The sequence below is a fragment of the Fibrobacter sp. genome (assembly GCF_045112255.1).
GTDB lineage: Bacteria > Fibrobacterota > Fibrobacteria > Fibrobacterales > Fibrobacteraceae > Fibrobacter.
This window is the reverse complement of sequence record NZ_JBGUHR010000037.1, coordinates 14,551-37,555: the sequence shown is the minus strand read 5'-3', so window position 1 is coordinate 37,555 and position 23,005 is coordinate 14,551. Positions and strand designations below refer to the sequence as shown.

General features: G+C 45.8%; 20 protein-coding genes. 13 read left to right on the top strand and 7 right to left on the bottom strand.

What is annotated here, in order from left to right:
- Positions 1-77: 77 nt before the first annotated feature.
- The 13 genes from ACJMM9_RS04105 to rpiB all read left to right on the top strand — a co-directional run bounded on the left by ACJMM9_RS04105 (position 78) and on the right by rpiB (position 15,702).
- Complete coding sequence (locus ACJMM9_RS04105; RefSeq protein WP_405324092.1) at positions 78-2,756, top strand: TIGR02171 family lipoprotein; 2,679 nt, start codon at positions 78-80, stop codon at positions 2,754-2,756.
- 60 nt (positions 2,757-2,816) lie between these two features.
- Positions 2,817-3,995, top strand: a complete 1,179-nt coding sequence (locus ACJMM9_RS04100; protein ID WP_405324090.1) for a CotH kinase family protein — start codon at positions 2,817-2,819, stop codon at positions 3,993-3,995.
- 51 nt (positions 3,996-4,046) lie between these two features.
- The gene (locus ACJMM9_RS04095) at positions 4,047-4,772 is read left to right on the top strand and encodes a 2-C-methyl-D-erythritol 4-phosphate cytidylyltransferase (protein WP_405324088.1); all 726 of its coding nucleotides are present in this window, start codon (positions 4,047-4,049) and stop codon (positions 4,770-4,772) included.
- A gap of 2 nt (positions 4,773-4,774) precedes the next feature.
- Positions 4,775-5,764 carry an NAD-dependent epimerase/dehydratase family protein gene (locus ACJMM9_RS04090; protein WP_405324086.1) on the top strand — a complete coding sequence of 330 codons (990 nt, stop codon included), beginning with the start codon at positions 4,775-4,777 and terminating at the stop codon, positions 5,762-5,764.
- Between the two features lie 71 nt (positions 5,765-5,835).
- Positions 5,836-7,179 (top strand): Gfo/Idh/MocA family oxidoreductase, encoded by a 1,344-nt coding sequence (locus ACJMM9_RS04085; protein WP_405324085.1) that lies wholly within the window; start codon positions 5,836-5,838, stop codon positions 7,177-7,179.
- A gap of 9 nt (positions 7,180-7,188) precedes the next feature.
- Positions 7,189-8,262 (top strand): pyridoxal-phosphate-dependent aminotransferase family protein, encoded by a 1,074-nt coding sequence (locus tag ACJMM9_RS04080; RefSeq protein WP_405324083.1) that lies wholly within the window; start codon positions 7,189-7,191, stop codon positions 8,260-8,262.
- A gap of 11 nt (positions 8,263-8,273) precedes the next feature.
- Complete coding sequence (locus tag ACJMM9_RS04075; protein WP_405324081.1) at positions 8,274-9,245, top strand: LicD family protein; 972 nt, start codon at positions 8,274-8,276, stop codon at positions 9,243-9,245.
- 14 nt (positions 9,246-9,259) lie between these two features.
- On the top strand, positions 9,260-10,093 hold the full coding sequence (locus ACJMM9_RS04070; protein WP_405324079.1) for a phosphorylcholine transferase LicD: 834 nt from the start codon (positions 9,260-9,262) through the stop codon (positions 10,091-10,093).
- Between the two features lie 6 nt (positions 10,094-10,099).
- Positions 10,100-11,539 (top strand): lipopolysaccharide biosynthesis protein, encoded by a 1,440-nt coding sequence (locus ACJMM9_RS04065; protein ID WP_405324077.1) that lies wholly within the window; start codon positions 10,100-10,102, stop codon positions 11,537-11,539.
- The gene (locus ACJMM9_RS04060) at positions 11,536-12,810 is read left to right on the top strand and encodes a CDP-glycerol glycerophosphotransferase family protein (RefSeq protein ID WP_405324076.1); all 1,275 of its coding nucleotides are present in this window, start codon (positions 11,536-11,538) and stop codon (positions 12,808-12,810) included. The genes ACJMM9_RS04065 and ACJMM9_RS04060 overlap by 4 nt, the downstream gene beginning before the upstream one ends.
- Before the next feature lie 660 nt (positions 12,811-13,470).
- A complete protein-coding gene (locus tag ACJMM9_RS04055; RefSeq protein WP_405324074.1) occupies positions 13,471-14,529 on the top strand; it encodes a pyridoxal phosphate-dependent aminotransferase in 1,059 nt (352 codons plus the stop codon).
- A 10-nt stretch (positions 14,530-14,539) separates the two neighbouring features.
- A complete protein-coding gene (locus tag ACJMM9_RS04050) occupies positions 14,540-15,256 on the top strand; it encodes a 2-C-methyl-D-erythritol 4-phosphate cytidylyltransferase (protein ID WP_405324072.1) in 717 nt (238 codons plus the stop codon).
- A gap of 14 nt (positions 15,257-15,270) precedes the next feature.
- A complete protein-coding gene (gene rpiB, locus ACJMM9_RS04045) occupies positions 15,271-15,702 on the top strand; it encodes a ribose 5-phosphate isomerase B (protein ID WP_405324070.1) in 432 nt (143 codons plus the stop codon).
- A gap of 13 nt (positions 15,703-15,715) precedes the next feature.
- On the opposite strand, the gene ACJMM9_RS04040 is transcribed toward rpiB, so the two are convergent.
- From ACJMM9_RS04040 to ACJMM9_RS04010, 7 genes are all read right to left on the bottom strand, one after another.
- Positions 15,716-16,543 (bottom strand): glycosyltransferase family 2 protein, encoded by an 828-nt coding sequence (locus ACJMM9_RS04040; RefSeq protein WP_405324068.1) that lies wholly within the window; start codon positions 16,541-16,543, stop codon positions 15,716-15,718.
- Position 16,544: 1 nt separating this feature from the next.
- The gene (locus ACJMM9_RS04035) at positions 16,545-17,741 is read right to left on the bottom strand and encodes a CDP-glycerol glycerophosphotransferase family protein (protein WP_405324066.1); all 1,197 of its coding nucleotides are present in this window, start codon (positions 17,739-17,741) and stop codon (positions 16,545-16,547) included.
- Positions 17,734-18,555, bottom strand: a complete 822-nt coding sequence (locus tag ACJMM9_RS04030) for a glycosyltransferase family 32 protein (RefSeq protein WP_405324064.1) — start codon at positions 18,553-18,555, stop codon at positions 17,734-17,736. The genes ACJMM9_RS04035 and ACJMM9_RS04030 overlap by 8 nt, the downstream gene beginning before the upstream one ends.
- The gene (locus ACJMM9_RS04025) at positions 18,556-19,473 is read right to left on the bottom strand and encodes a glycosyltransferase (protein ID WP_405324062.1); all 918 of its coding nucleotides are present in this window, start codon (positions 19,471-19,473) and stop codon (positions 18,556-18,558) included.
- Positions 19,470-20,705, bottom strand: a complete 1,236-nt coding sequence (locus ACJMM9_RS04020) for an O-antigen ligase family protein (RefSeq protein WP_405324060.1) — start codon at positions 20,703-20,705, stop codon at positions 19,470-19,472. The genes ACJMM9_RS04025 and ACJMM9_RS04020 overlap by 4 nt, the downstream gene beginning before the upstream one ends.
- Before the next feature lie 88 nt (positions 20,706-20,793).
- Positions 20,794-21,540, bottom strand: a complete 747-nt coding sequence (locus tag ACJMM9_RS04015) for a WecB/TagA/CpsF family glycosyltransferase (protein WP_405324058.1) — start codon at positions 21,538-21,540, stop codon at positions 20,794-20,796.
- Between the two features lie 12 nt (positions 21,541-21,552).
- A complete protein-coding gene (locus ACJMM9_RS04010) occupies positions 21,553-22,923 on the bottom strand; it encodes a nucleotide sugar dehydrogenase (RefSeq protein WP_173353258.1) in 1,371 nt (456 codons plus the stop codon).
- Between the last annotated feature and the right edge of the window lie 82 nt (positions 22,924-23,005).

Below are 23,005 nucleotides of genomic sequence, written 5' to 3'. Positions count from 1 at the left end.
CGTTAAGATAAATAAAAATTCAGACAATCTAATTATATTCCTACACTTTTATATTTACGGTTGTTATATTTTGAAGCATGATAAAATACCTTTCGACTTATATAGCAATTATTTACGCATTGGTAGCCTGTAGCGATAATCCGGGCAGTACCGCGGACGATCCTAGCAACAAGACTCCAGAAACTCACGCGGGAATGATTCTGGTCGAAAGCTCTCAAAAAGTCGTTACCCTCGGAACAAAGAAAAAGGGCGCAAAAGAAAGCGAGACTCCTGAACTCAAGACGGTCCTGAATTACGACTACTTCATGGACACTACCGAAGTGACCTGCAACGAATTTAAAAAGGTCATGAAAGGCGAAAAGATCGCCAAAGCCATCGATTGCGATAAGGAAGGCCCCATCACCGACATTACCTTTTTCGACGCCGTACTTTTCGCAAATCAAAAAAGCAAAAACGAATCTCTCGACAGCGCCTACGAATATTCAAAAGCAACCTTTGACGATGAAGGGCACTGCACAAATCTGAGCGGATTCATTTACAACGCCGACAGCAAAGGTTACCGCCTCCCAACCGAAGCCGAATGGATTAAGGCCGCGACTAGCTCATATAAATTCAAAGACTTTTCCGGCAAGTTCATAGAATGGACAAACGACTATCTTGGAAAACTCAAGGACACAACTATTGTCAACTTTGCAGGCGCAAAAAATTCTAACGATCTTGGGGAACGCGTCGTTAAAGGATACAATTCCGAATCTGGCAAATTAAACCTGTATTCACGAGGCGACGTATATACGGTAACATCGGCCTCACATGCAGACTACATCGGATTCAGGCTTGCGCTCGGAGCTATCCCCGAAGCCACCTGGCTAGACAACCAGGGACGCGTTCTGGAATCTCCGGTATTGATTCTCGCCAAGACAGACGATTTATGGGATTACACAAAGACAACCGGCATGAAGCTTGTATTCCGCAACGACATAACAGGCAATCTCGCCTACATTGACTATGCGAAAGACGAAAGCAGCATCATTGAGATCGTCGATACAATATCCGCTTACCACCCGGACATTTCACCTGACGGTAAAAAAGTCGCGTTCTGCACCGGGCTTGAGGGGCTTACAAACCCATCCAGTCTTTACGTACGAAATCTGGATTCTACAGGATCAAAACTGATTAAACTAGATGTCAAAAGCGCTGCCATTCCGCGCTGGGATGTCTTGAAAAATGGCGATACCGTAATTACATATGTTTCAAATCCAGGGAACAACAAGGACAACGACGCATTCCAAAGTTACAGCACTTGGCAAGTTCCTTTTGCAAACGGAAAATTCGGGTCACCTAAAAAACTATTCAACGGAGCCTATCACGGCGGCATCAGCGAAGACGAAAATTTGTCCGTAACCGGAGCAAGGCTATTACGTGCAAGAGTCAAAGGCAAAGATACCATTTGGTATAACAAAGAACAAGCCTGCAATGCATCCCTTGCAAAAGACAGCAGCAAACGGACCGCATTCCTGGACTTCGCGGGAAAAACAGGCAAGGACTTCATTGGGAAAGATTACGCCACGCACCAATACATTCTCATTGCCGATAGCACAGGAAAGCTCAAGCAGTACATACAAGCGCCAACAGGCTACACATTCGATCACAGCGAATGGGCTGTTGGAGAAACAAACGACAACATGGTCGCCACGCTTGTCAATTCCAGCGGGGCACATAAAAGAATTTCTCTGATGAATCTTGCCAAAAACAAGAACATCGACCTTGCGGAAGGCGAAGAGCTATGGCATCCCTGTTTCTGGATCAAGAAAAAGATAGCCAGAGACGACAACGATTTCGTATTCGATCCCGATAGTGCAGGAATGTATTACAACACATCGGGAGCCTGCCCCAACGCAATTGTATTCAGATACAAAATGGAATTATTATGGCAATTCAAGGATTCTTCGAACACCGTAATTATAGGTTCTTCGCGTTCTTACTTCGGAATAAATCCTCTTCTATTCAATAAAGAAATTACCGCCGTCAATCTGTCGGTGTCTTCATCAAGCATCATTGGCAACAGCACTCTTTTTTACGACTACATTCTGCCCCATTATAAAAAATTAAAAGTCCTCATTACTTCTGTAGACCTAGACCGCGGACACTACCCAGGAACAACAAAAGAGAATATTTTCTATGATTCATACAAATCCTATCCAGGCTACGTTTACGATAAAAATCACGACTTCTGGGTGGGCAAAGAAACAGACAAACTATACAAAGCTACATTCAATTCTCCAGGAGCTCCGAAATACGCATCCGCATTACGTCCTAACCGAGGATTTTATCCGCAAAGTCCCAGCCAGTGGGGTTCTCCCATTTTTGTTATGGACTCCAATTGGATCAACTGGGAAAGCAGCCGAAAAGTATTTGAAGGAAAGATCGAAACCTTCGAGAAGCTGTTGCAAAAATGCAACGAGGAAAAGATTACCGTAATAGGCGTAATCACACCGCAAAATCCGGCCTACAAGGAAACAGGAGCATTCGGCCGTCACGGACTCTTAAGAAGCGCCGTTCCAAAATACATGAAGATTCTGGACGATTTCATGGAGAAATACCCGAATTTCATCCTGGTCGATGAAAATAAAATGGGAGATCACGACTATACAGACGAGATGGCCATGGATGCCGACCATCTATCCGAACTAGGAGCCGCCAAGCTTACCCATCGCCTAGATTCCTTGATCCAGACACTCAACATCAACTGGAAATAAAAAGCAAATTCTAAATTTCTCGAAGTGGTCCGATTATCAATATTCCTTTTCGTCTTTAGCATGCTATGCTCCTGCGTTTGGAGCGATATCGATAGCAATCCTAGCTATCTACCACTAGATGATTCGGAATATCCATACGTGGACTTGCCGCGTCTGGTCATTGAAACGGAAAACTTCGCCCAAATCAGAAACAAGGAAACCAAGATTCCGGCCAAGCTTCAAATCTACGGCAAAAACAGCCCAGAGAGCGATGTGCTGGATTTGACGGTCAAGGGTCGCGGTAGTTCCAGTTTTACGATGGCAAAATACGGGATCAAGCTCAAGTTCAAGAAAAAGCAGTCCCTCTTTGGAATGCCTCAGGACAAAGAATGGGACTTGGTCGCAAACCAGCGCGACAAAAGCATGCTGAGAAACTACATCACCTACCAGCTTGCACAAATTCTGGGAGACGACTATTCCCCACGAAGCCAGTTTGTCGAAGTGTATTTCAACAGAGAGTATCTCGGAGTCTATCAGCTTGTAGAACACCAGAAAGTATCCAAGGACCGCATAGACCTCACAGAAAGCGACTCAAGCTTTTTCTTTGAAAAGACAAGAGACCTTGACGATGACGAGATCTTCTTCAAGAGCTATCTCAACAATTCATTCATCATACGCTATCCTAAAGACGCAAACGCAAATATCACCAATTTTCTAAAAAATCACGTAGACGACTTTGAACAAAGTCTAGAAAAAGGCGATATCGACCTAAAACAATGGATTGATATAGAAGACTTTGTCCGCTACTACTGGATTCAAGAATTCTCTAAAAACATCGACGGCGCCTTCGGCCGGAGCATCTTCATCACGTGGCAAGACGGAGAACCTTTCCAGATGGGTCCCGTCTGGGATTTCGACCTCGCCTACGGCACAGGCAATAAGCAAAAGACAAGTCCATACAGCTGGTACGTCCGTTACCAGGGATGGTACAAATACCTTTTCAAAAACAAGACCTTCACAGAACACGTCAGCAAATACTGGAAGGCACATCGGGCATTTTTCGAAAATTTACCAGATTCCATCCAGTCGTCATCAAAGATTTTGCAGAAGGCTTCAAAAAACGAATTTAAGCGCTGGCCTGTTCTCGAAACCGATGACCACTGGCCATTTGTCGATTCATACAAGAGCTACAGCGATGCCGTAGACAGCCTAAAGAAATGGACCGAGCAGCGTTTACAGTGGATTGACGAGCATCTTTAAATCAAATCCTAATAATTATCTATCTTTTAGGACATTAACGAAAGGTCTATTATGAATATTGGCGTCATTTTCGCAGGCGGCGTCGGTTCCCGCATGCACAGCAGAGACTTGCCGAAGCAGTTTTTAAAAATTCACGACAAGCCCATCATTGTCCATACCCTGAGTCATTTTGAAAACTGCGCCGACATAGACGCCGTTGTCGTCGTTTGCGTAAAAGAATGGATAGACTTTTTGAACGGCCTTCTAGAAAAGCACCATCTTAAAAAAATAAGGGCTGTCGTTGAAGGCGGTAAAACCGGCCAGCTTTCCATTTATAACGGACTTTGCGCCGCAAAGGAAATTGCAAAAGAGGAGCCATCCATCGTCTTGATCCACGATGGCGTACGACCGCTAATAAGCCCGCAGCTGCTTTCGCAGAACATCCAGAACGTCAAGCAGTTCGGGTCATCCATAACGGGCGCGATTGTAAAAGAAACCATTGTCGAGATTGACGACAATGGAGGCGTTGTCCTGGTACCCGACAGGGCCCATTCCCGAGTCGCAAAGGCACCACAAAGCTTTTGGCTCAAGGACATTCTTGACGCCCATCAGAAGGCTCTTTCTGAAAACATCCATGACTTCATAGATTCCTGCACCATCATGAAGCATTATGGCTACAGCCTCCATATGACTGACGGTCCATACGAAAACATCAAAATAACAACGCCCGATGATTTCTACACCATGAGAGCCATCCTGCAAGTCAAAGAGGACGCCCAGATTTACGGATTGGAGTAAAGATGAGTTTAGCTGAAGTATTCAAGGAAATCGAATCCAGGACTTTATTCATTTCTGGAGCAACAGGACTCATCGGCAGTACGCTAATCAGGACGATTTCAAAAAATGCACCGTCCGCAAAAATCATAGCTTTCGTCCGCGATGAAGTCAAAGCAAAACAAATCTTCCAGGATATTGACTGTTCGAACATCTCATTTTTCAAAGGCGATGTCAGAAGCCCTATATGCATAGAAGCTCCCATTGACTACATTATCCACGCCGCAAGCGAGACTTCAAGCAAGGCTTTCATCGACACACCAGTCCAGGTTATTGAAATAGCCATCGCCGGGACCAAGAACATGCTTGAACTAGCCTGCCAGAAGAATGTCAAAGGATTCGTGTACTTGTCAAGCATGGAAATCTACGGTACGCCACACAATGACGACAAAATTTTCGAAACGCACGGCACGGATCTAGACACTATGAATGTCCGTACCAGCTATCCCGAAAGCAAGCGACTTTGCGAATCCCTTTGTACCGCCTACGCAAGCGAGCGAAATGTCCCCACAAAAGTAGTCCGCCTCACGCAAACATTCGGACCGGGAGTCCAGTACAACGATGGGCGAATTTTCGCCGAGCTGTCGAGATGCGCCATTGAAGGACGCGACATCGTTTTACGCACCAAAGGCGAGACAAAGCGCAGTTACCTGTACACGCTTGATGCGGCAACAGCCATCCTCACGGTCCTTACAAAAGGAAAACCCGGCGAAGCCTACAATGCAGCCAACGAGGATTCATACTGCTCCATCTACGAAATGGCCCAACTTGTCGCGCAGGAAATCGCCCAGAACAGGATTCAGGTTAAAATCGAAGAAAGCGACATTTCAAGATTTGGCTATGCCCAGACTTTACACATGAATCTGGACACATCAAAGCTAAATAATCTCGGATGGCAAGCCACAACAGATTTGAAATCCATGTTCGAGAAAACAATACAGAGCATGCACCCGTAAGCCGTTCACAATAGCCACAGCGCCTCGCAGCAAATGGAGATAATCAAAAATTTCTATCTTAAATAGTTATAATGACAAAGGTAATCACATACGGTACATTTGACCTTCTCCATCAGGGACATATCAATCTTTTGCGTCGCGCCAAAGAACTTGGCGACTACTTGATTGTCGGTGTCACTAACGACAATTTCGACCGTGACCGCGGCAAGCTCAATGTACGCAACAACGTCCTCGAACGCGTAGAAGCCGTGAAGGCGACAGGACTTGCGGACCAGATCATTATCGAGGATTACGTTGGCCAAAAAATTGACGACGTCCAGAAATACGATGTCGATATTTTTGCCATCGGTTCTGACTGGGAAGGCAAATTCGATTACCTGAATGAATTTTGCAAAGTCGTTTATCTCCCGCGTACCGAAGGCATCTCGTCAACAATGCTGCGAGCAGAATCGCAAGACATCGTTCGCGTCGGCATCATCGGCTGCGGACGTGTGGCAAGGCGTTTTCCGTCCGAAGCCAATATCGTAAACGGGGTTTTTGTCACCTCCGTCTATGACATCGACAAAAAGAAAAGTCAAGAATTTGCAAAGAACTTTAACGATGTCCAAGTCTGCGACAATCTCCAGGAACTGTTCAGCAGAGTCGACGCCGTTTACATAGCCACGCCGCATCTAGCCCACTACGAGAACATCAAGGCAGCCCTAAAAGCCCAAAAGCACGTTCTCTGTGAAACCCCCATGCTCCTCAACGGCGAACAAGCCAAGGAACTCTACAGGTTTGCAGAATCGCAAGGACTGATCCTTATGGAAGCAAACAAGACGGCCCACTGCCCAGCATTCAACCACCTGGTGGTCCTGATAAAATCAGGCGTCATCGGAGACGTTGTTGATATTGAAGCTTCACTTTCGCAACTGCTAGACAGGACCGGCCGAGAATTCGACCCTGCTCAAGCCGGTGGTGCACTTTTCGAACAAGGCTCCTATCCACTTCTCCCGATATTCAAGTTGATGGGCATCAACTACGACGAACTCACGCTCTACAGCCGCATGGAAAAAGGCGTTGACACCTACACACGCGGCGTATTTCGCTACCCCAGAGCCACATGTTCCTTCAAAGTCGGGCTTGGCGTTAAAACCGAAGGGAACCTTGTCATTTCAGGGACAAAGGGGTACGCCTATGTTCCCGCCCCCTGGTGGCTCACAGACTATTTCGAGCTACGCCACGAAAACCAGAACGAGAACAAAAAATTTTTCTACAAGTGGGACGGTTTCGGACTCCGCTACGAGATCCAGGAATTTATCAGCTGCATCGTCAACAAGCGCTTTTCATCGGCAAGATTGCGCAGACGCGAAAGTATCCAGATGGCTTTTGTCATGCAGCAGTTTAACGAACGCAAGAACTTTTTCGAAATCTAGAGGCTTTTTATGATCAACTTTACGGTAGGCCCAGTACAGTCTAGCGATGCCGTTCGCGCAATCGGCGCAGAACAAGTTCCGTATTTCCGTACAGCCGAATTTTCAGAACTTATGTTTGAAAACGAAAGGCTTGTCAAAAAATTTGCACACGCCCCGGAAGGTTCCAGAGTCGTTTTCATCACCGGTTCAGGTTCTGCCGGCATGGAAACCGCCATCATGAACACGCTCTCACCAAAAGACAAAGCCATCATCGTAAACGGCGGAAGCTTTGGCCATCGCTTTGTTGAACTCTGCGAACTGCACGAAATTCCCTTTACCGAAATCAAACTCAATCCGGGCAAGGCTCTTAAAGCAGAGCACTTAAAGGATTTCGAAGGCAAGGGATACACCACATTCATCGTGAACAAGCACGAAACTTCGACAGGTGTCCACTACGACATGCAGCTCATCAGCGACTTCTGCAAGAGGAACAACCTCTTCCTGATTGTCGACTGCATCAGCACCTTCCTTGCCGACCCATTCGACATGGCAGCCCTCGGTGCAGACGTGATGATTACGGGATCCCAGAAAGCGCTCGCCTGCCCGCCAGGCATTTCGGTCATGGCGCTTTCGCCCAAGTCACTTGAGCGCATCGACCGCATCAAGTGCAAGTGCCAATATCTGGACCTGAAAATCGCATTGAAGAACGCCGAACGCGGACAGACGCCTTGGACACCAGCAGTAAGCATTTTGCGTCAGATCAACGCCCGCCTCAAGGAAATCGACGCCAACGGAGGCGTGGAAGCAGAAATCGCCCGCACAGCAGCCCTTGCAAACTATTTCCGCGAAAAGATCAAGGGGCTTCCGTTCGAGATTGTTTCGGAATCGCTCTCGAATGCAGTCACGCCGCTCCACCCGACAACAGCGTCCGCTAACGACATATTCCTCAAGATCAAGGACGAATACGGCATGTGGATCTGCCCCAACGGCGGCGAGATGAAGGATACCGTATTCCGTGTCGGCCATATCGGAGCACTCACGACCGAAGATTACGATAAGCTTGTAGATGCTTTTAAAGATTTGCAGAAAAAAGGTTTCATCTAAGAGATTCTTCAATGTCCAGTATTATTAACAAACTATTCCCGAAACGGGTGAAGAACGCATTAAAAAAGATCTTCACAAACAAGCAGGAAATTGCAAAACTGAACAAGGAAATTGAAGACCTAAAATATCAAATTGAATATTTCAAGCACCATTTCGACATTACAGAAATGAAGCCTGCAACAGGTTACCTGCGTGATTTTCAGCTTAGGGAACTAGCGTTTACCCAGGAAATCCTTAAAATACTTGAACCGTACAACATCAAGCCTTTTCTGGACGGCGGTGCTCTTCTTGGAGCATGCAGACATAAAGGATTCATTCCCTGGGATGACGATGTTGACCTTAGTGTTACGCGCAAGGAATTCAATCAGCTTATTGAAATTGCAAAAAAAGATTTTGTATGGATTGACTCTACTAAAAAGGACTGCTTTTCTGCAAAATTCTACGACATGGCAATCCGTGCTAATCCCGGTAAACATGTATTTATCCTAACGCCATTCTGTTTGCACATTTTCCAGGGAACCTGCCTCAGGGATTCCGTGAATGTCGAATTCTTTCCGAACGACTTTGTCAAGGACGACGTGACTGAGGAACAGTTCATCTCCTATCGGGAAAAAATTTGCAATTTCGTCCACAGTGATCACAGCTGGAAGGATAAATTTGAGTTTTTCGAAAACGAGCTAAAGAACAACGACATTTTCTCTGAAGAGAAGACATCGCGTATCACCCCGGGAATCGGCAACTGGGCGCTCACTGAATTTAAATTCCGAGGATTTTGGGACTACAATTCACTATACCCCTTGCATCCAATAACCTTTGAAAACGCAGTTTTCCCAGGACCAAATGACCCACATGCCATTTTAGAATTCACATATGGCAAGAACTGGATGCAATTTCCGAACGATGTCGGAACGCCTCATACTCTAGAAGAACAAAACATTTATTTTAAATCAATAGGCACTCCAATAGATTACAGGGAATTCTAGTGGGGCTTTTGAATATGAAGGAACTTACTCTAAAAGAAATCCAGGATTTCTCCCTTGACATTTTAAAGGATGTCCACAGATTTTGCGAAAAGGAAAACATCCGCTACACCTTAGCCTACGGGACTCTCATTGGCGCAATACGGCATCACGGCTTTATCCCCTGGGATAACGATATCGACATATGCATGCCCCGTTCTGACTACGAGCGTTTCATAAGGACATACAAATCTGAAAAATACGAAATAGCTTTCTTTGGAGAAGGATGCAAATTCGACTGCCTGATTGCCTACGCACGAGTTTTTGACAACAAGAAAACCATAGCCAAAAATGCGCATTGGATTGCAGAACCCGCAGGTGTCTGGATTGACATATTCCCTCTGGACGGCGTTCCCGACAACTTTGATGATTTCAAGACGCTGTACAGCAACCTGCACGACGAATGGGAAAAGATCATTCCCAAAAAGATCCAGTTCAAGCGAGTAACGCACTGCGCAGGCATCAAGAACAAGCTCAAGCTTTTTCTCAAGAAGCTGCGCAAGAGAAATGGGCTTGGCGGTCACAGGATGCAAAAAGAATATAACGAGAAAATCGCCCAGATTCCTTTTGAAAGCGCCAACTTCTGGTCACAGCTTTCCGTCATGGACAACGGTCCTGTAGAACATTTCCCGGTGAATACATTTAACGAAAGAATCCTCCTGGATTTCGAGGATTCCCAATTCTACGCTTTGAAGGACTACGACACTGTCTTGCAGGCCGTCTATGGAGACTATATGCAGCTCCCCCCGGAAAGCGACCGCGAACCCCATCAATCATTCATCAAATTTTACTGGAAAAAGGACAAAGTCTAAGTCCCCATGAGTTCAATTAAGCAACAGACGATTAGCGGTTCCAAATGGAATTTCCTTGAACGCGTTGCCGCTCAGGGTATTCAATTTATTATAGGAATTGTCTTAGCCCGTCTACTCCTTCCGACTGACTTTGGAACGGTCGGACTACTCGCCATCTTTTTTGAAATCTCGCAAGCATTTATCGACAGCGGGTTCAACTCGGCCCTCATCCGAACAAAGAATCCGACACAAAAAGATTACAGCACCGTTTTCTATTTCAATCTACTCATATCGGTTGCCGTTTACGCGATACTCTTCTTTGCAGCGCCCTGTATAGCCACATTTTTCAACATTCCCATTCTCTGCCCGATTTTAAGAGTACAGGCAGTGACTCTGATTATCAATGCAGCAATGGCGGTCCAGGTGTCCATGCTAAACATCAGGCTTGATTTTAGATCTTTAGCCAAACGGAGAATCTGGGCAACCCTTATCGGAGGTGTTTGCGGAGTCATCCTCGCCTACAAGGGATTCGGCGTTTGGGCTTTGGTGTACCAGCAAATTATTTCCGCCATCATCAATCTTGTTTTCATCTGCTACATCTGCCGCTGGATTCCCAAAGCAGGTTTCAGCAGCGAATCATTCAAGCGACTCGGTTCGTTTGGCAGCCGCCTCCTTGCCGCAGGCCTCCTGCATACACTCTATAGGAACCTGACAACATTTGCCATAGGCAAGTTCTACTCCGCAAAGGATCTCGGCTTTTACACCCGAGGTGCAAGCATCGCCGACTTACCCGGCAGCACCATAAACGGAGTCCTGCAAACCGTCACCTACCCCATCCTCGCCAAAATTCAGGATGACGAAACCCAGCTCGTACGCATATACCGCAAGTACATCCGAATCACCTCTCTTGGCATATTCATCGTTTCTGGAATACTTTGCGCACTAGCAGAGCCATTTATCCTTCTTGTATTTACAGACAAGTGGGCAGACTCTGTCATCTACCTCCATATTTTCGCATTTTCCTACATGTTCGACCATTTAAGCACAATCAACCTGAACTTGCTCAAGGTCAAGGGCCGTTCGGACTTGTTCCTTAAATTGGAAATCATAAAGAAATCCATTTCCATTACCCTTATTTTACTGGCAATCCCTCACGGGGTTCTCGCGATCTGCCTTGCAAAATTCATCTATAACCAAATTGCAGTGTTTATCAACACCTACTATACCGGAAAGCTGTTCCACTTAGGCTACATTCAGCAAGTCAAGGACTTTGCACCCTATCTCATCCGCTGCGTACTTGCCTGCACTCCGGCTTATTTTATAACTTATTTAGGGTTGCCACATATCGTAACTCTGATGCTTGGAAGCGCAGTCGCCCTGATGCTTTACTGGATCATGCTCCGCAAGAATCCCGACATGCTGGAACTCGTTGACCTACTTAAAGAAAAATTCAAGAAGAAAAAATGAAAATTTTGGATCGATTCAAGTTAAAGATAAAATGCTTATGCAACAAGCTTACGGAGAAGAATCCCAAGGCTGTTTTCTTTTATCCCCATGAAAATTGCGGACTCGACGGCTACGATATTCTCAACGGAGAATCCGACAATGTCCTTTGCCTTTTCAACGACATGATTCGCGATCCGAGATTTAACGATTACCAGTTCTATCTTCTGTATTATCACGATGACCGTTTACAGTCTTATAGAGACTATTGCGAAAAATTCAATCTCAACCGAATCCACTTTGTCAGATTCAAAGATGGAAAAGGAACACGTAAAGCGATTTCTAAATGCTACACCATCTTTACGGACTCCGACTACACGCGCATCCAATACAAAGTTTCAACGCAAAGAGCCATCTGCCTGAATTACTTTGGCGGACTGATCAAAAATGAATTTCACCGATGGACAAATCACGGCGGATTCGACAAGATGCTCCAGGAACAAAAGGATATGTACAGAATGTACGATTACCATCTCTCCACATCCGATATCAGTTCCAAATTTATTGCGCTCGACAACTGCCATTACTACCCGCATTTCATATCGCTCGGCTTTCCGCGAAACGACATCCTTTTTAAGGATTATTCAGCATTGAGGAACCAAATTGAAAATCTCGTAGGATTCAAGATAAACAAGCTGATCACTTACGTACCGACGCATCGCGACTATGAAAATCCGGCACGAGAATTTTACGACGCAGACAAGGCGACCAGGCGATCCATCTGGGGACACGTCTCCGAAAACGAACTCCAGAACCTTGAGCAAACGCTTACCGAAACCGGAACCTTGATTATCGCAAAAGTCCACCCCATTCAGCAGGCACAAACATCCGTCGTAAACACAGAAGGTTCAAAGCATATCCTGTTCTACAAGGATCTCGCACAAAAAATCAAAACGAGCCTGAACCCGATTCTTGCCATTTCGGACAGCATCATCACAGATTACACGACTACCGTTTACGATTTCCTTTATATGGACCGCCCCATCATCTATTATTTCTATGATATCGAGCGCTACCGAGAAACAAGGGGATTCTTTATCGAACCCATAGAATCAATCTGTGCAGGACATATAACCTACAATATGGCACAACTCCAGGCCGCCATCCGTGATATCGCCGAAGGGAAGGATCCCGAAAAAAAGAAAAGGGCTTTTTTGAGGCAGCTATTCATAAAATATGATGACGCCAAAGCAACAAAGCGCATCAAGGACTTCTTCTTTTCCAAGCAAGTATGATCACTTTTTACGTAGCCATATTTGTCCTTTTTGTTTTTATCAGGCACGTTCTACAATACATCATCGCCAGCGGCTACGATTTTTTAAGTTTGCAGGACAAGCTTTTCCTCAAGATTGATCGGGAACTGGATTAGCTCATTGTCGTCATGTTCCTTTTTTACTTCAAATACACCTCTCGCCATCCGATTTACTTTTTTCCATATTTGCAATTATCATTTTATCACTAACAAAGAAGGCTTGGTGGTACAATACTTTTTTGCATTTGATGCAGGCATTCTATTTTCCTATTTCAAGGATCGGCTGATTCCGTTTTTCAAAAAATATTACCTACAATCTTTATCGATCTCGATCATTCTTTTCATAACCCTACATTTACAGCATTACCCTTTTGACGATGAAAGTCAAGGTCAAAAGCCCAGCCTTGACATGGTTTGGGCAGCACCTATTCCCACTATACATATACCAGCGTCTAGCAATGATTGCCATATCAGACATGGATAACGGCGCTTTTGTAAAAGAAAACCCTTTAGCCTATATGCTCATCTGCAGTTGCATCATAATACTGGTCGCCATACCATATCAATTCTTCCGAATTTCATTTGGTAAGTAAAAATCCCAACACCTTTTTTTTTATATTTCCCGAAAAAAGGATTCTAAGAAATGTACTACGTTAACCCGATTATCAAGAGTTTCTTCCGCACCAACCAGCCTGAAGGCCGTGGTAAATATGTACGACTGGACCAGAACGAAAATCCCGACGGAATTCCTCAGTGGCTCTTCGACAAGGCCATGGCTAAAGTTACGCCGGAATACCTGTCCATCTATCCCGAAGAATCCAAGCTGACAGCCGAATACGCAAAGGTCATCGGCCTCACCGAAAACAACATCGCCCTCACCGACGGAAGCGTCGTCGCCATGGGCTATGTCATCAAGGTGTTCGGCGAACCGGGCAAGGATTTAATCTGCGTTACGCCGACATTCGGCATGTATAAGGTCTACGCCGACATGCAAGGGATGAACACGAAGTTCGTCCACTACGAAAGCGATTACACTTTCGACATCGAAAAGCTTCTCGCCGAGATCAACGAAAATACAAGCCTTGTTTCTATCGTCAATCCGAACATGCCTATCGGCAACGCCTACTCTCTCGACGAAATCCGCAAGGTTCTGGACAAGGCAAAAGCAAACAATGCACTTGTCATTATCGACGAAGCATACTATTTGTTCCACAAGGAAACCGCTCTTGACCTGTTGAAGGAATACGACAACATGGTCATTCTGCGCACGTTCTCGAAGATGCTTTCCATGCCGGGCCTGCGCATTGGCGTTGTCATTTCCAATCCTGAAAATGTCCAGTACATCCGCAACTACAAGCCGCACTACACCGTCAATGCGGTTGCACTCGCCGTCGCCGAAGAAATGGTTGCAAACTACGACCGAGTCGTCAAGGAACTCACCGAAAAGTTCGAAGCCGGCAAGAAGTGCCTGCTCGAAGCCCTCGACAAGACCGGTTACTCCTACATCCCGACGGAAGGCTGCTTCATCTGCATCACCCCGAAGCACAAGACAGCAGAATACATCACGGACGAACTCAAGAACCGCGGCATCCTTATCTTCTGCGGCAAGGGCGACTCCGCAGGGTTCCTGCGCGTTACCATCTGGGACAAGAAATACATGGAAATGTTCATGAAAGAACTCGTCGACATCGACGTAGCATAGGAGCGGATTAATGAAGCACATTGCAATCATCCTTGCCGGTGGAGTCGGAAAGCGAATGGGCGGTTCCATGCCCAAGCAGTTTCTCTCCCTGAACGATAAGCCAGTCATTGTCTACACTCTCGAAAATTTCCAGAGAAACGAAAACATCGACAGCATTGTCGTTGTATGCGTAAAAGACTGGATCGATCACCTGAAAGAAATTCTTGACGAATACAAGATCACGAAGGTAAAGTGGGTTGTCGCTGGCGGCGACACCTCGCATGATTCCACCAGAAACGGAATCTTCTTCCTTCGCGACAAGCTTGAAGACGGAGACCAGGTCATTATTCACGATGCCGCCCGTCCGATCCTTCCGCAAGCAGCCATCAACGAAATGCTCCGCATTTCCCACGAAAAAGGGAACGCCTCTCTCGCCATTCCATGCCACGAGACCGTCCTTTTCACGAACGACGGCAAGAGCGGGGACAAGGAACTCGACCGCAGCTCGATCATGCGTGTGCAGACCCCGCAGGCCTATAATTACAAGTTCATCCGTGAACTTTATGAACAGGCCGAAAAGGACAACAAGCACGATTTCATTTACGCAGACCTCGTTGCCATCTACTACGGCAAGCGCATCTATTTCTCTAAAGGCTTTACAAACAACATCAAGATTACAAGAAAAGAGGACATTCCTCTTTGCAAGTCCTTGATGCTGTTCAGCGAAGACGATCTGTTCAACTCGTAATTCCAGGAGTAAAAATGTTCAAGACTATTGCCATCGGCTGTGACCACGCTGCTGTAGAATACAAAGAAAAGCTAAGGGCATATCTGCAAGAACAAGGTTATACTGTACTGAACATGGGTACAGATACCACAGATGCTTGCGACTACCCCATTTACGCAAACAAGGTCTGTGACAAGGTTACCTCCAAGGAAGCCGATTGCGGAATCCTCATCTGCGGCACAGGCATCGGCATGAGCATGGCGGCAAACAAGCACAAAGGCATCCGTGCCGCCGTCTGTGGCGACCTCAAGTCGAGCGAATTCACAAGACTCCACAACGATGCAAACGTGCTGTGCATGGGCGCCCGAATTATTTCCTATGAACTTTGTGAACAGATCACGAAAAAGTTCCTCGAAACGGACTTCATGGGTGGTAAGCACAAGGTCCGTATCGACATGTTCGAATAAAAAGCCGCGCTATCTAAAGCACAAACCACTTAATAAAGCGGGCAAGCGTCTTTGGCGATTTGCTGAATTTAAAAGAAAACAAGGCAAGTCGCCAACGCTTTGCAAAATCAGAAACGGATTTTGCATTTAGCTGGACATCTCTGGCAATGCGCTCACGTGAAGAGCCGTACAGCCTGAAAAAATCCGGGTGCTTCGCCAGAATCAGTTTCCAGGCCTTCATTACAGACGAAACATTCACAGAAATCGAGTCGTTCTGCAAGCAATAATCCACCAGCGGTTCTTCGATGCAGTACACCGAAAATTTTTTCTTCGCGCGCAGCAACAGCTCCAGCTCCTGGAATCTCGGCATATCGCGATCGAATTTTTCACATTCAAATATTTCACGTTTACCGAGCAGCGTCTGCGTACCTATAGAGAGCGGAAAATCCGAAGGTTTCAGAAATCCTTCATGGAAATAATCCGAGACAAGTCCCTGGACCGCGCCGTCCTTCATCTTGCGCATCCGCGAGAATACTAGATCAGCCTGATTTTGTACAAGCGCTGCAATCTGCTTTTCGAGCTTATCCGCATGCCAGATATCGTCGCTGTCCTGAAATGCAATATATTCCCCCCGTGCATGGGCGATGCCATTGTTTCGGGCAACGCAGGCGCCAGCATTCTTTTGCTTGACATAGACAATCCTGTCGTCATTAAAGGCACGTACAACTTCCTCAGTATTGTCAGTAGAACCATCATCGACAACAATCAGTTCAAAATCCCTGTAAGTCTGGCGAAGGATGCTTTCAATCGCATTCGAGATGATTCTTGCTCGATTATAAGACGGAAGGACTATTGAGATCATACTATTTCTTACCCTTGCACCAACCGCATATCGCTTGGTACATGTTCTCGCTATAGCAGGTCCCCGTAATGGACCTGTCCTCAAACAAATCATTCAACTGGTCAGTCACTTTCTGGCTACCGGCAGCGATGTTACAGATAAGTTCCTGAGCCGTAAAAGCCTTATCCTTGACGACACGCGCATAAGCATCGTTCAAGGACGAATACGACAAATAATCCTCTTCATCGGGAACAAAAAATACAATCGGCCTTTTCAGAAGGGCGAAATCGACACAGCAGCTGGAATAATCCGTCACCAGGCAATCAGCAGCCATCAGCAAATGCTGCACGGACTTGACATTCTTATCCGCAAGGACCTGGAAATGCGTATCCTCGACATCCATCTTGAACTTTGTCAACGGATGAAGTTTCACCAAAAAAAGAATATTTTCCCGCTTTAGAAATTGCAGAAAATCGGAACTGGACGAAAGCTCTTGCAGGATATCCTTCACGGTATCCCGGTGCGTATTCGGGCTTACGCGATACGTAGGCATGTAAAGAACAACCTTCGAATACAAGGACATGTCCATATTCGAAATCAGGCTCGACTTGTCCATTTTCTCATAGAACAGGTCATTGCGCGGCTGCCCCGTTATTACTATAGATTCGCGCCTTACGCCAAACTGTTCCATCGTGCGCTCCGCCGTATATTCCGAAGTCGCAAGAGACAAATCGCGATAGACCCAGTTAAAAAACAAGTCTACCGTCTTTTTCAGTTTCAACTTAAAGCCATGATAATTTTCATTATAGATTTTTTTGAAGCCGCCAACACCATGCCAAAGCGAAACGATTTCCGCCCCACCTACTAAAGGAAACAAGCCAAAATCTTCAAGCCCGTTAGTCATAATGGCAACACCGCAACGAAGCGCCACCGCAATTCCCTTGAAGGAGTTCCACATATAGGCTTCATAGCCAAGGGCATTCACCCGTTTCACGACCGCAGGATTCCGGGTTAACCAGACACACCTAATTTCCGGATGATTTTTATTCACATGTTCAAAAAGGAACTTGGCATTGTCATCGTATTTTTTTCCAGTCCAGCAGCCAAAAACCCAGAGGTCTTTTTTACGGAACGGCAGCAGCTTCAGCACGTGAAAAACAACGCCCACAAGGGGCATCGAAAATTTGCGCCATTCAAAAATTTTTGACAACTTACTCATGCCACTTCACTTTTGCCGCACGCTTGTTATTGACAATCTTTGCACTGTGCTTAGAATACAAAACAACAGCCCACATCGGCAACAAAAGATAGACCCACTTTTTCAAAAAGCCAAACGAGAATATCGTCTTCCGGCAAAATTTTTTCCAGAAATACGATTCCATCACTTCTTCAAGAATCGGGTTCTTCGCCCCAGCATTACGCCAGCTTCCGTTCTGTTCATGTACGCAGACGTTGTTACCATCATACGTGTTGATCATGAAATAGGAATCAGGATAAATCACCAGGTCTTCAAAGACATTCGGCGTTCCGTCAAAGCGGACAAGTTCATCCCTGTAGTTGTACTTTGTCATGAATATCTTTGTCATGATGCAGGAATTCGGGGTCATATCGATTGAATCTCCGATCCTGAAATGACGATCCTTATAATATTCCAGGCAAGCCCTGATAAAGGGATGGTCCTTTTCGCAGCCGATAATGTGAGTCGAAATCTGGTCCGTAAATTCCGTTCCCAGGAACAGCTTGTGCTTTAGGAACGGATCAAAAGAAGAATGAACCATGACGTCGGTATCCAAATAAATACCGCCATTATTCAGGAGAACCCACAATCTAAAGAAATCCGACACAAAAGCCCATTTCTTGGCCTCATAGGCTTCCTTAGTAAACGGGAAATCCGCAATCGGCAAATTCGATTCGTTCCACTCAACAATTTCATATCCCGGAAGCTTTTCTTTCCAGGACTGGAGGCAGCGCAAAATGCCAGCCGGCTTTTCGCTATTCGACAGCCATATATAATGTATCTTCTTAGGAATCATCTACACGCTCCACAGAGATCTAAAAAATTTACGAGTATTCCTGAATATGTATGGGGAAATCCACTGCACAACAATCAGCATTTTCAAAAGCACCGCCACAACTGAAGACAAGTTCTTTTTCGTATAGCGGACTTTTGAAATTTCCGACTGTATTATCGAAAAAGAACCGTAACGATCAACATCATCCAGCTTTCCGCGACCGCCGCGGACAAGATGCACCACAGAAGGACCTTCAATGATTCTACGTTTCAGGCCGACATTTTTCATGTGCCATTGCATATTCGTTTCTTCGTAATACAAAAAGAAATCTTCATCAAATCGCGCATGAGGAGAATTCTTTACAAACAGGGCGGCGCCATTTACGAAATCGACATCGCCGACAATCTTTCCGTAAACAGGTACGGGACGAAGTCTTGAAACATCCATGCGCAAAAATTTCATCACATTCTTTACGTAAAATGCAAGCAAGTGATGCAGCCCAGCCTTGAGCAACTGAAACTTCTGCGGAAACCCGCCATACGACAAAGTCAGCTTTCCGTCAGCATCTAGCAAGTTGCAGCCCAGTGCGCCCAGGCTTTCACCATCATGAGCTTTCCAGTAATCGTAAAATTCCTTGATGGCGTTATTGAGCAAAAGCGTATCGCTATTCAAGTAAAAAATGTATTCGCCGCGAGCCACGTCGAGGCCGCGGTTGTTCGCCGTGCCAAATCCCAGGTTCGCGCGGTTTTCCAGCAACACAACCTGCGGGAACTCTCTACGGACCATTTCCACGGAACCATCAACAGATCCGTTATCCGAAACAATCACTTCAAACGAGATATCTTCCGTCTTTTCGTAAACGGAGCGCAAGCAATTTCTCAGCAAGTCGCAAGTATTAAAGCTGACAATGATGACGGAAACACAAACAGAGGAACTCATTCGTCTTCCTCCACTGCATCCTCTTCATCCTTGTCACCTTGTCCTCGTATTTTTTCAAAATACGTTTCATATTCGACCTGCAGTTCGTCCCTACGGTCAAACTTGCTTTGAATATGCCCGATACAGAACCAGTAAAGGAACGGCTGCAAAGTTCCCAATTCCCAAACGGCGGCGCCGATCATGGCCACCAAGCAAAAGCAAAGTGTGCAAAATTCAAAAAAGGCATATTTAAAAATCTTCAGTCCGCAAGAAAGCGTATAAAGACAAATGCCCAGAAGAAGAACAAGACCGAAAATACCGAGTTCTGCGGCAACGCGAATATAATCGCTATCAGGGATTCCCATATAGCCTTCTTCCACAGCGCCATGCCCATAGCGCCCAAGTCCACTGCCAAAGAACGAAATATCCTTAAAGAACGTGTCGAACAACGCGAAACGGTCCCCCACAAGGCTACCTTCGTAATTCACCGAGCGGTTCAATATGTATTCAACAAAATCGACATCGAGATAGTTCATCACAATAAAGAAAATTCCGATTCCAAAAACAATAGTCCCACCCCAGAGCATATAGAGCAAATTACGGGCCGGCAACTTTCTCATTGTCGCATAGAACGTCAACGCCACAAGGAACAGCACTCCAAATGCAATCGACACACGCTGCTGCGCAAAGAACAGGCAGAAAAAGCTCAACGCAAAGCAGCCCAAATCAAATTTCCGATAGCAATTGTCTACAACAATTTTCTTGGCGGCGTACATAAACAAGAACAATGACGAATAGCCAATAAAGTAAGAATGCGGCCAGAACGAGGACATTCTGGTAAACTCATACAGCAGCTTTCCAGAGAGGTCGTTTACATTCGAATCAAAATTATTCCAAATCACATCAGCCTTGTAGCTCACATAGAAATAAGGCTGGAAAAAATAAAAGTAGACACCGCACAGCATCGCGAAAAACAGCGGCTGTCGAAAATTTTCAAAGAATTCGTCCGTCTTAAATTGCTTGCTTCTTGCAATAAAATAAAAAAGCAATGGTACAATCTGAGACCTTATCCCCAGATAGTACAACCTGAACGAGTAGGCATATTCAACAAAGAAATAGCTGACAAGGCAATAAAGCAGATAGACAAAGACGACGCCGTCGAACCATTTCCACCGAATCGAGGAATAGCAGACCAGGACAGCGCCAATGACAACAAGAATTAAAGCAAAAGAAACATCTCTAAAGCCAAACATTAAACTTGCGGCTATCGCAACTAAATACCAGTAATAGTATTTGACAATGTTGACTAAAAATTTTTCCAAAAGTTCAATTCCCGGGAAACTACTTTTGCTTTCGATACTTCCACAACAACTTCAAAAAGCGCCAGTCTCTCAGCACATATCTCTTGAACATGCGACCCGGTTCCTGCCACATACGGAAAAACCATTCGAGACCATAATCAGACATCCACTTAGGTGCACGCTTCTTCAGGCCTGCCGCAAAATCAAGGCTTGCGCCGACACCAATGCATACAGGAACATTCAGCACATCCTTATACTTGCTGATAAACACTTCTTGCTTCGGGCAGCCAAAAGCAACAACCAGAATATCCGGTTTTGCAGCCTTGATCTGTTCCAAAACCTTTTCGATTTTCTGAGGATCCGTTTCAAAATCAAAATCTGGCGACAGGCAGCCCACAACCTGCAAGCCTTCATACAGCTGTCGCATATTCTCGGCGGCTTTCTCCGCAACGCCAGGAGCAGCCCCCAAAAAGAATACTTTATACCCTCTTTGAGCAGAAAGTTCGCACAGCTTAGGCAAAAAATCAGAACCCGATATTTTTTCCTTGATCGCGCCGCCATAATACTTGGACAGCCACACTATAGGCATACCATCAGCAAGGACCAGGTCCGCCTTGCTATAGGCATCGCGCAGTTCCTGATTTGATTCCAGAAGAACAAGATGATCGACGTTCGGCGTTACAATAAAAGAATTATTCCTTTTCTTTACCAATTCATCAGCGACAGCGATAGCCTCATCCATAAAAAGGCTATCAATCATCACATTCAAAAAACGGACTTTCGACATTACAAAATACCCTTACTCCGCTTTACCTTTACCGATGCAGGTCACTTCAAACCCAATCCTGCGAAGAGCATCGGCATCCAAAATATTACGGCCATCAAATACAAATGCAGGCTTCGTCATCGCGCTGTAAATGCGATTCCAGTCGAGTTCCGCAAAGCATTTCCACTCCGTACAGACAACAACAGCATGAGCGCCTTCAACAGCCTTATAAGGATCTTCTTCGAACTTCACTTTTTCAAGAACGTCCTTCAGGTCACGCTTGGCATCAGGAATCGCCTTCGGGTCGGTCACGACAGGCTCGGCATGTTCGGCAAGCAAGTCGCGCACCACGAGGTTCGCCGGACTTTCGCGGGTATCGCCAGTATTTGCCTTGAACGCAAAACCGAACACGGCAATTTTCTTGCCCGCAATCGTATTGAACATGGTTTCGAGCATGCGGTCCACCACACGGTGCGTCTGCCATTCATTAATCTTCACGACGCTTTCCCAGTAGGCAGCCACCTCCGGCAGTCCATAGTAGCCGCAAAGGTAGACGAGGTTCAAGATATCCTTCTTGAAACAGCTACCGCCAAATCCGATGGAAGCCTTGAGGAACTTGGAACCGATGCGGCGGTCCTTTCCCATAACATAAGCCACTTCATCGACATCGGCACCCGTGCGTTCACAAAGCGCACTGATGGAGTTGATGGAACTGATTCTCTGCGCAAGGAAGGCATTCGCCGTAAGTTTCGTGAGTTCGGAACTCCAGAGGTTCGTCGTGAGGATGCGGTCGCGTGGCACCCAATGGGCATAAATGTCCACAAGCTTCTTGCATGCAGCAAGCCCAGATTCCGTCTGGTGGCTACCAATCAGGACACGGTCGGGTTCAAACAGATCGTTAATCGCCGTACCTTCAGCAAGGAACTCGGGATTAGAGAGCACCTCGAAATGGAGTCCCTTGTCATTAGAGTTCAGAATACGTTCCATTGCAGCCGCAGTGCGGACCGGGAGCGTAGACTTTTCAACGATGATCTTCCCTTCGTCTGCAATTTCCAGGATGTTACGAGCTGTCTTTTCCCAGTACTGCAAGTCAGAAGCCTTTCCTGCTCCATGCCCAAAAGTTTTCGTCGGAGTGTTCACCGATACAAAAATAATGTCCGCTTCCTTGATCGCCGCCGGGATATCCGTACTAAAAAACAAGTTACGACCACGTGCGCGCTTAACAACATCATCCAAACCAGGTTCAAAAATCGGAAGGTTTTCGCTATTCCAGGCATCAATACGCGACTGGTTAATATCGACAACAGTAACCTTGACATCAGGGCACTTGTCGGCAATAACGGTCATTGTAGGCCCGCCGACATAGCCTGCACCAATGCACACAATTTTAGTTTCCAGACTCATGATAATAAAAGATAGCAATTACAGTGTATACAATTATTCCAAGTACTCAAAATATGCGTTTTTTATAAGTCTTCAAAAATCT

What these genes read in the sequence shown, in the direction of transcription:
- ACJMM9_RS04105 (WP_405324092.1), top strand. Translation starts at nt 78, where the DNA reads ATGATAAAATACCTTTCGACTTATATAGCAATTATTTACGCATTGGTA.
- ACJMM9_RS04100 (WP_405324090.1), top strand. Translation starts at nt 2,817, where the DNA reads ATGCTATGCTCCTGCGTTTGGAGCGATATCGATAGCAATCCTAGCTAT.
- ACJMM9_RS04095 (WP_405324088.1), top strand. Translation starts at nt 4,047, where the DNA reads ATGAATATTGGCGTCATTTTCGCAGGCGGCGTCGGTTCCCGCATGCAC.
- ACJMM9_RS04090 (WP_405324086.1), top strand. Translation starts at nt 4,775, where the DNA reads ATGAGTTTAGCTGAAGTATTCAAGGAAATCGAATCCAGGACTTTATTC.
- ACJMM9_RS04085 (WP_405324085.1), top strand. Translation starts at nt 5,836, where the DNA reads ATGACAAAGGTAATCACATACGGTACATTTGACCTTCTCCATCAGGGA.
- ACJMM9_RS04080 (WP_405324083.1), top strand. Translation starts at nt 7,189, where the DNA reads ATGATCAACTTTACGGTAGGCCCAGTACAGTCTAGCGATGCCGTTCGC.
- ACJMM9_RS04075 (WP_405324081.1), top strand. Translation starts at nt 8,274, where the DNA reads ATGTCCAGTATTATTAACAAACTATTCCCGAAACGGGTGAAGAACGCA.
- ACJMM9_RS04070 (WP_405324079.1), top strand. Translation starts at nt 9,260, where the DNA reads ATGAAGGAACTTACTCTAAAAGAAATCCAGGATTTCTCCCTTGACATT.
- ACJMM9_RS04065 (WP_405324077.1), top strand. Translation starts at nt 10,100, where the DNA reads ATGAGTTCAATTAAGCAACAGACGATTAGCGGTTCCAAATGGAATTTC.
- ACJMM9_RS04060 (WP_405324076.1), top strand. Translation starts at nt 11,536, where the DNA reads ATGAAAATTTTGGATCGATTCAAGTTAAAGATAAAATGCTTATGCAAC.
- ACJMM9_RS04055 (WP_405324074.1), top strand. Translation starts at nt 13,471, where the DNA reads ATGTACTACGTTAACCCGATTATCAAGAGTTTCTTCCGCACCAACCAG.
- ACJMM9_RS04050 (WP_405324072.1), top strand. Translation starts at nt 14,540, where the DNA reads ATGAAGCACATTGCAATCATCCTTGCCGGTGGAGTCGGAAAGCGAATG.
- rpiB (WP_405324070.1), top strand. Translation starts at nt 15,271, where the DNA reads ATGTTCAAGACTATTGCCATCGGCTGTGACCACGCTGCTGTAGAATAC.
- ACJMM9_RS04040 (WP_405324068.1), bottom strand. Translation starts at nt 16,543, where the DNA reads ATGATCTCAATAGTCCTTCCGTCTTATAATCGAGCAAGAATCATCTCG.
- ACJMM9_RS04035 (WP_405324066.1), bottom strand. Translation starts at nt 17,741, where the DNA reads ATGAGTAAGTTGTCAAAAATTTTTGAATGGCGCAAATTTTCGATGCCC.
- ACJMM9_RS04030 (WP_405324064.1), bottom strand. Translation starts at nt 18,555, where the DNA reads ATGATTCCTAAGAAGATACATTATATATGGCTGTCGAATAGCGAAAAG.
- ACJMM9_RS04025 (WP_405324062.1), bottom strand. Translation starts at nt 19,473, where the DNA reads ATGAGTTCCTCTGTTTGTGTTTCCGTCATCATTGTCAGCTTTAATACT.
- ACJMM9_RS04020 (WP_405324060.1), bottom strand. Translation starts at nt 20,705, where the DNA reads ATGTTTGGCTTTAGAGATGTTTCTTTTGCTTTAATTCTTGTTGTCATT.
- ACJMM9_RS04015 (WP_405324058.1), bottom strand. Translation starts at nt 21,540, where the DNA reads ATGTCGAAAGTCCGTTTTTTGAATGTGATGATTGATAGCCTTTTTATG.
- ACJMM9_RS04010 (WP_173353258.1), bottom strand. Translation starts at nt 22,923, where the DNA reads ATGAGTCTGGAAACTAAAATTGTGTGCATTGGTGCAGGCTATGTCGGC.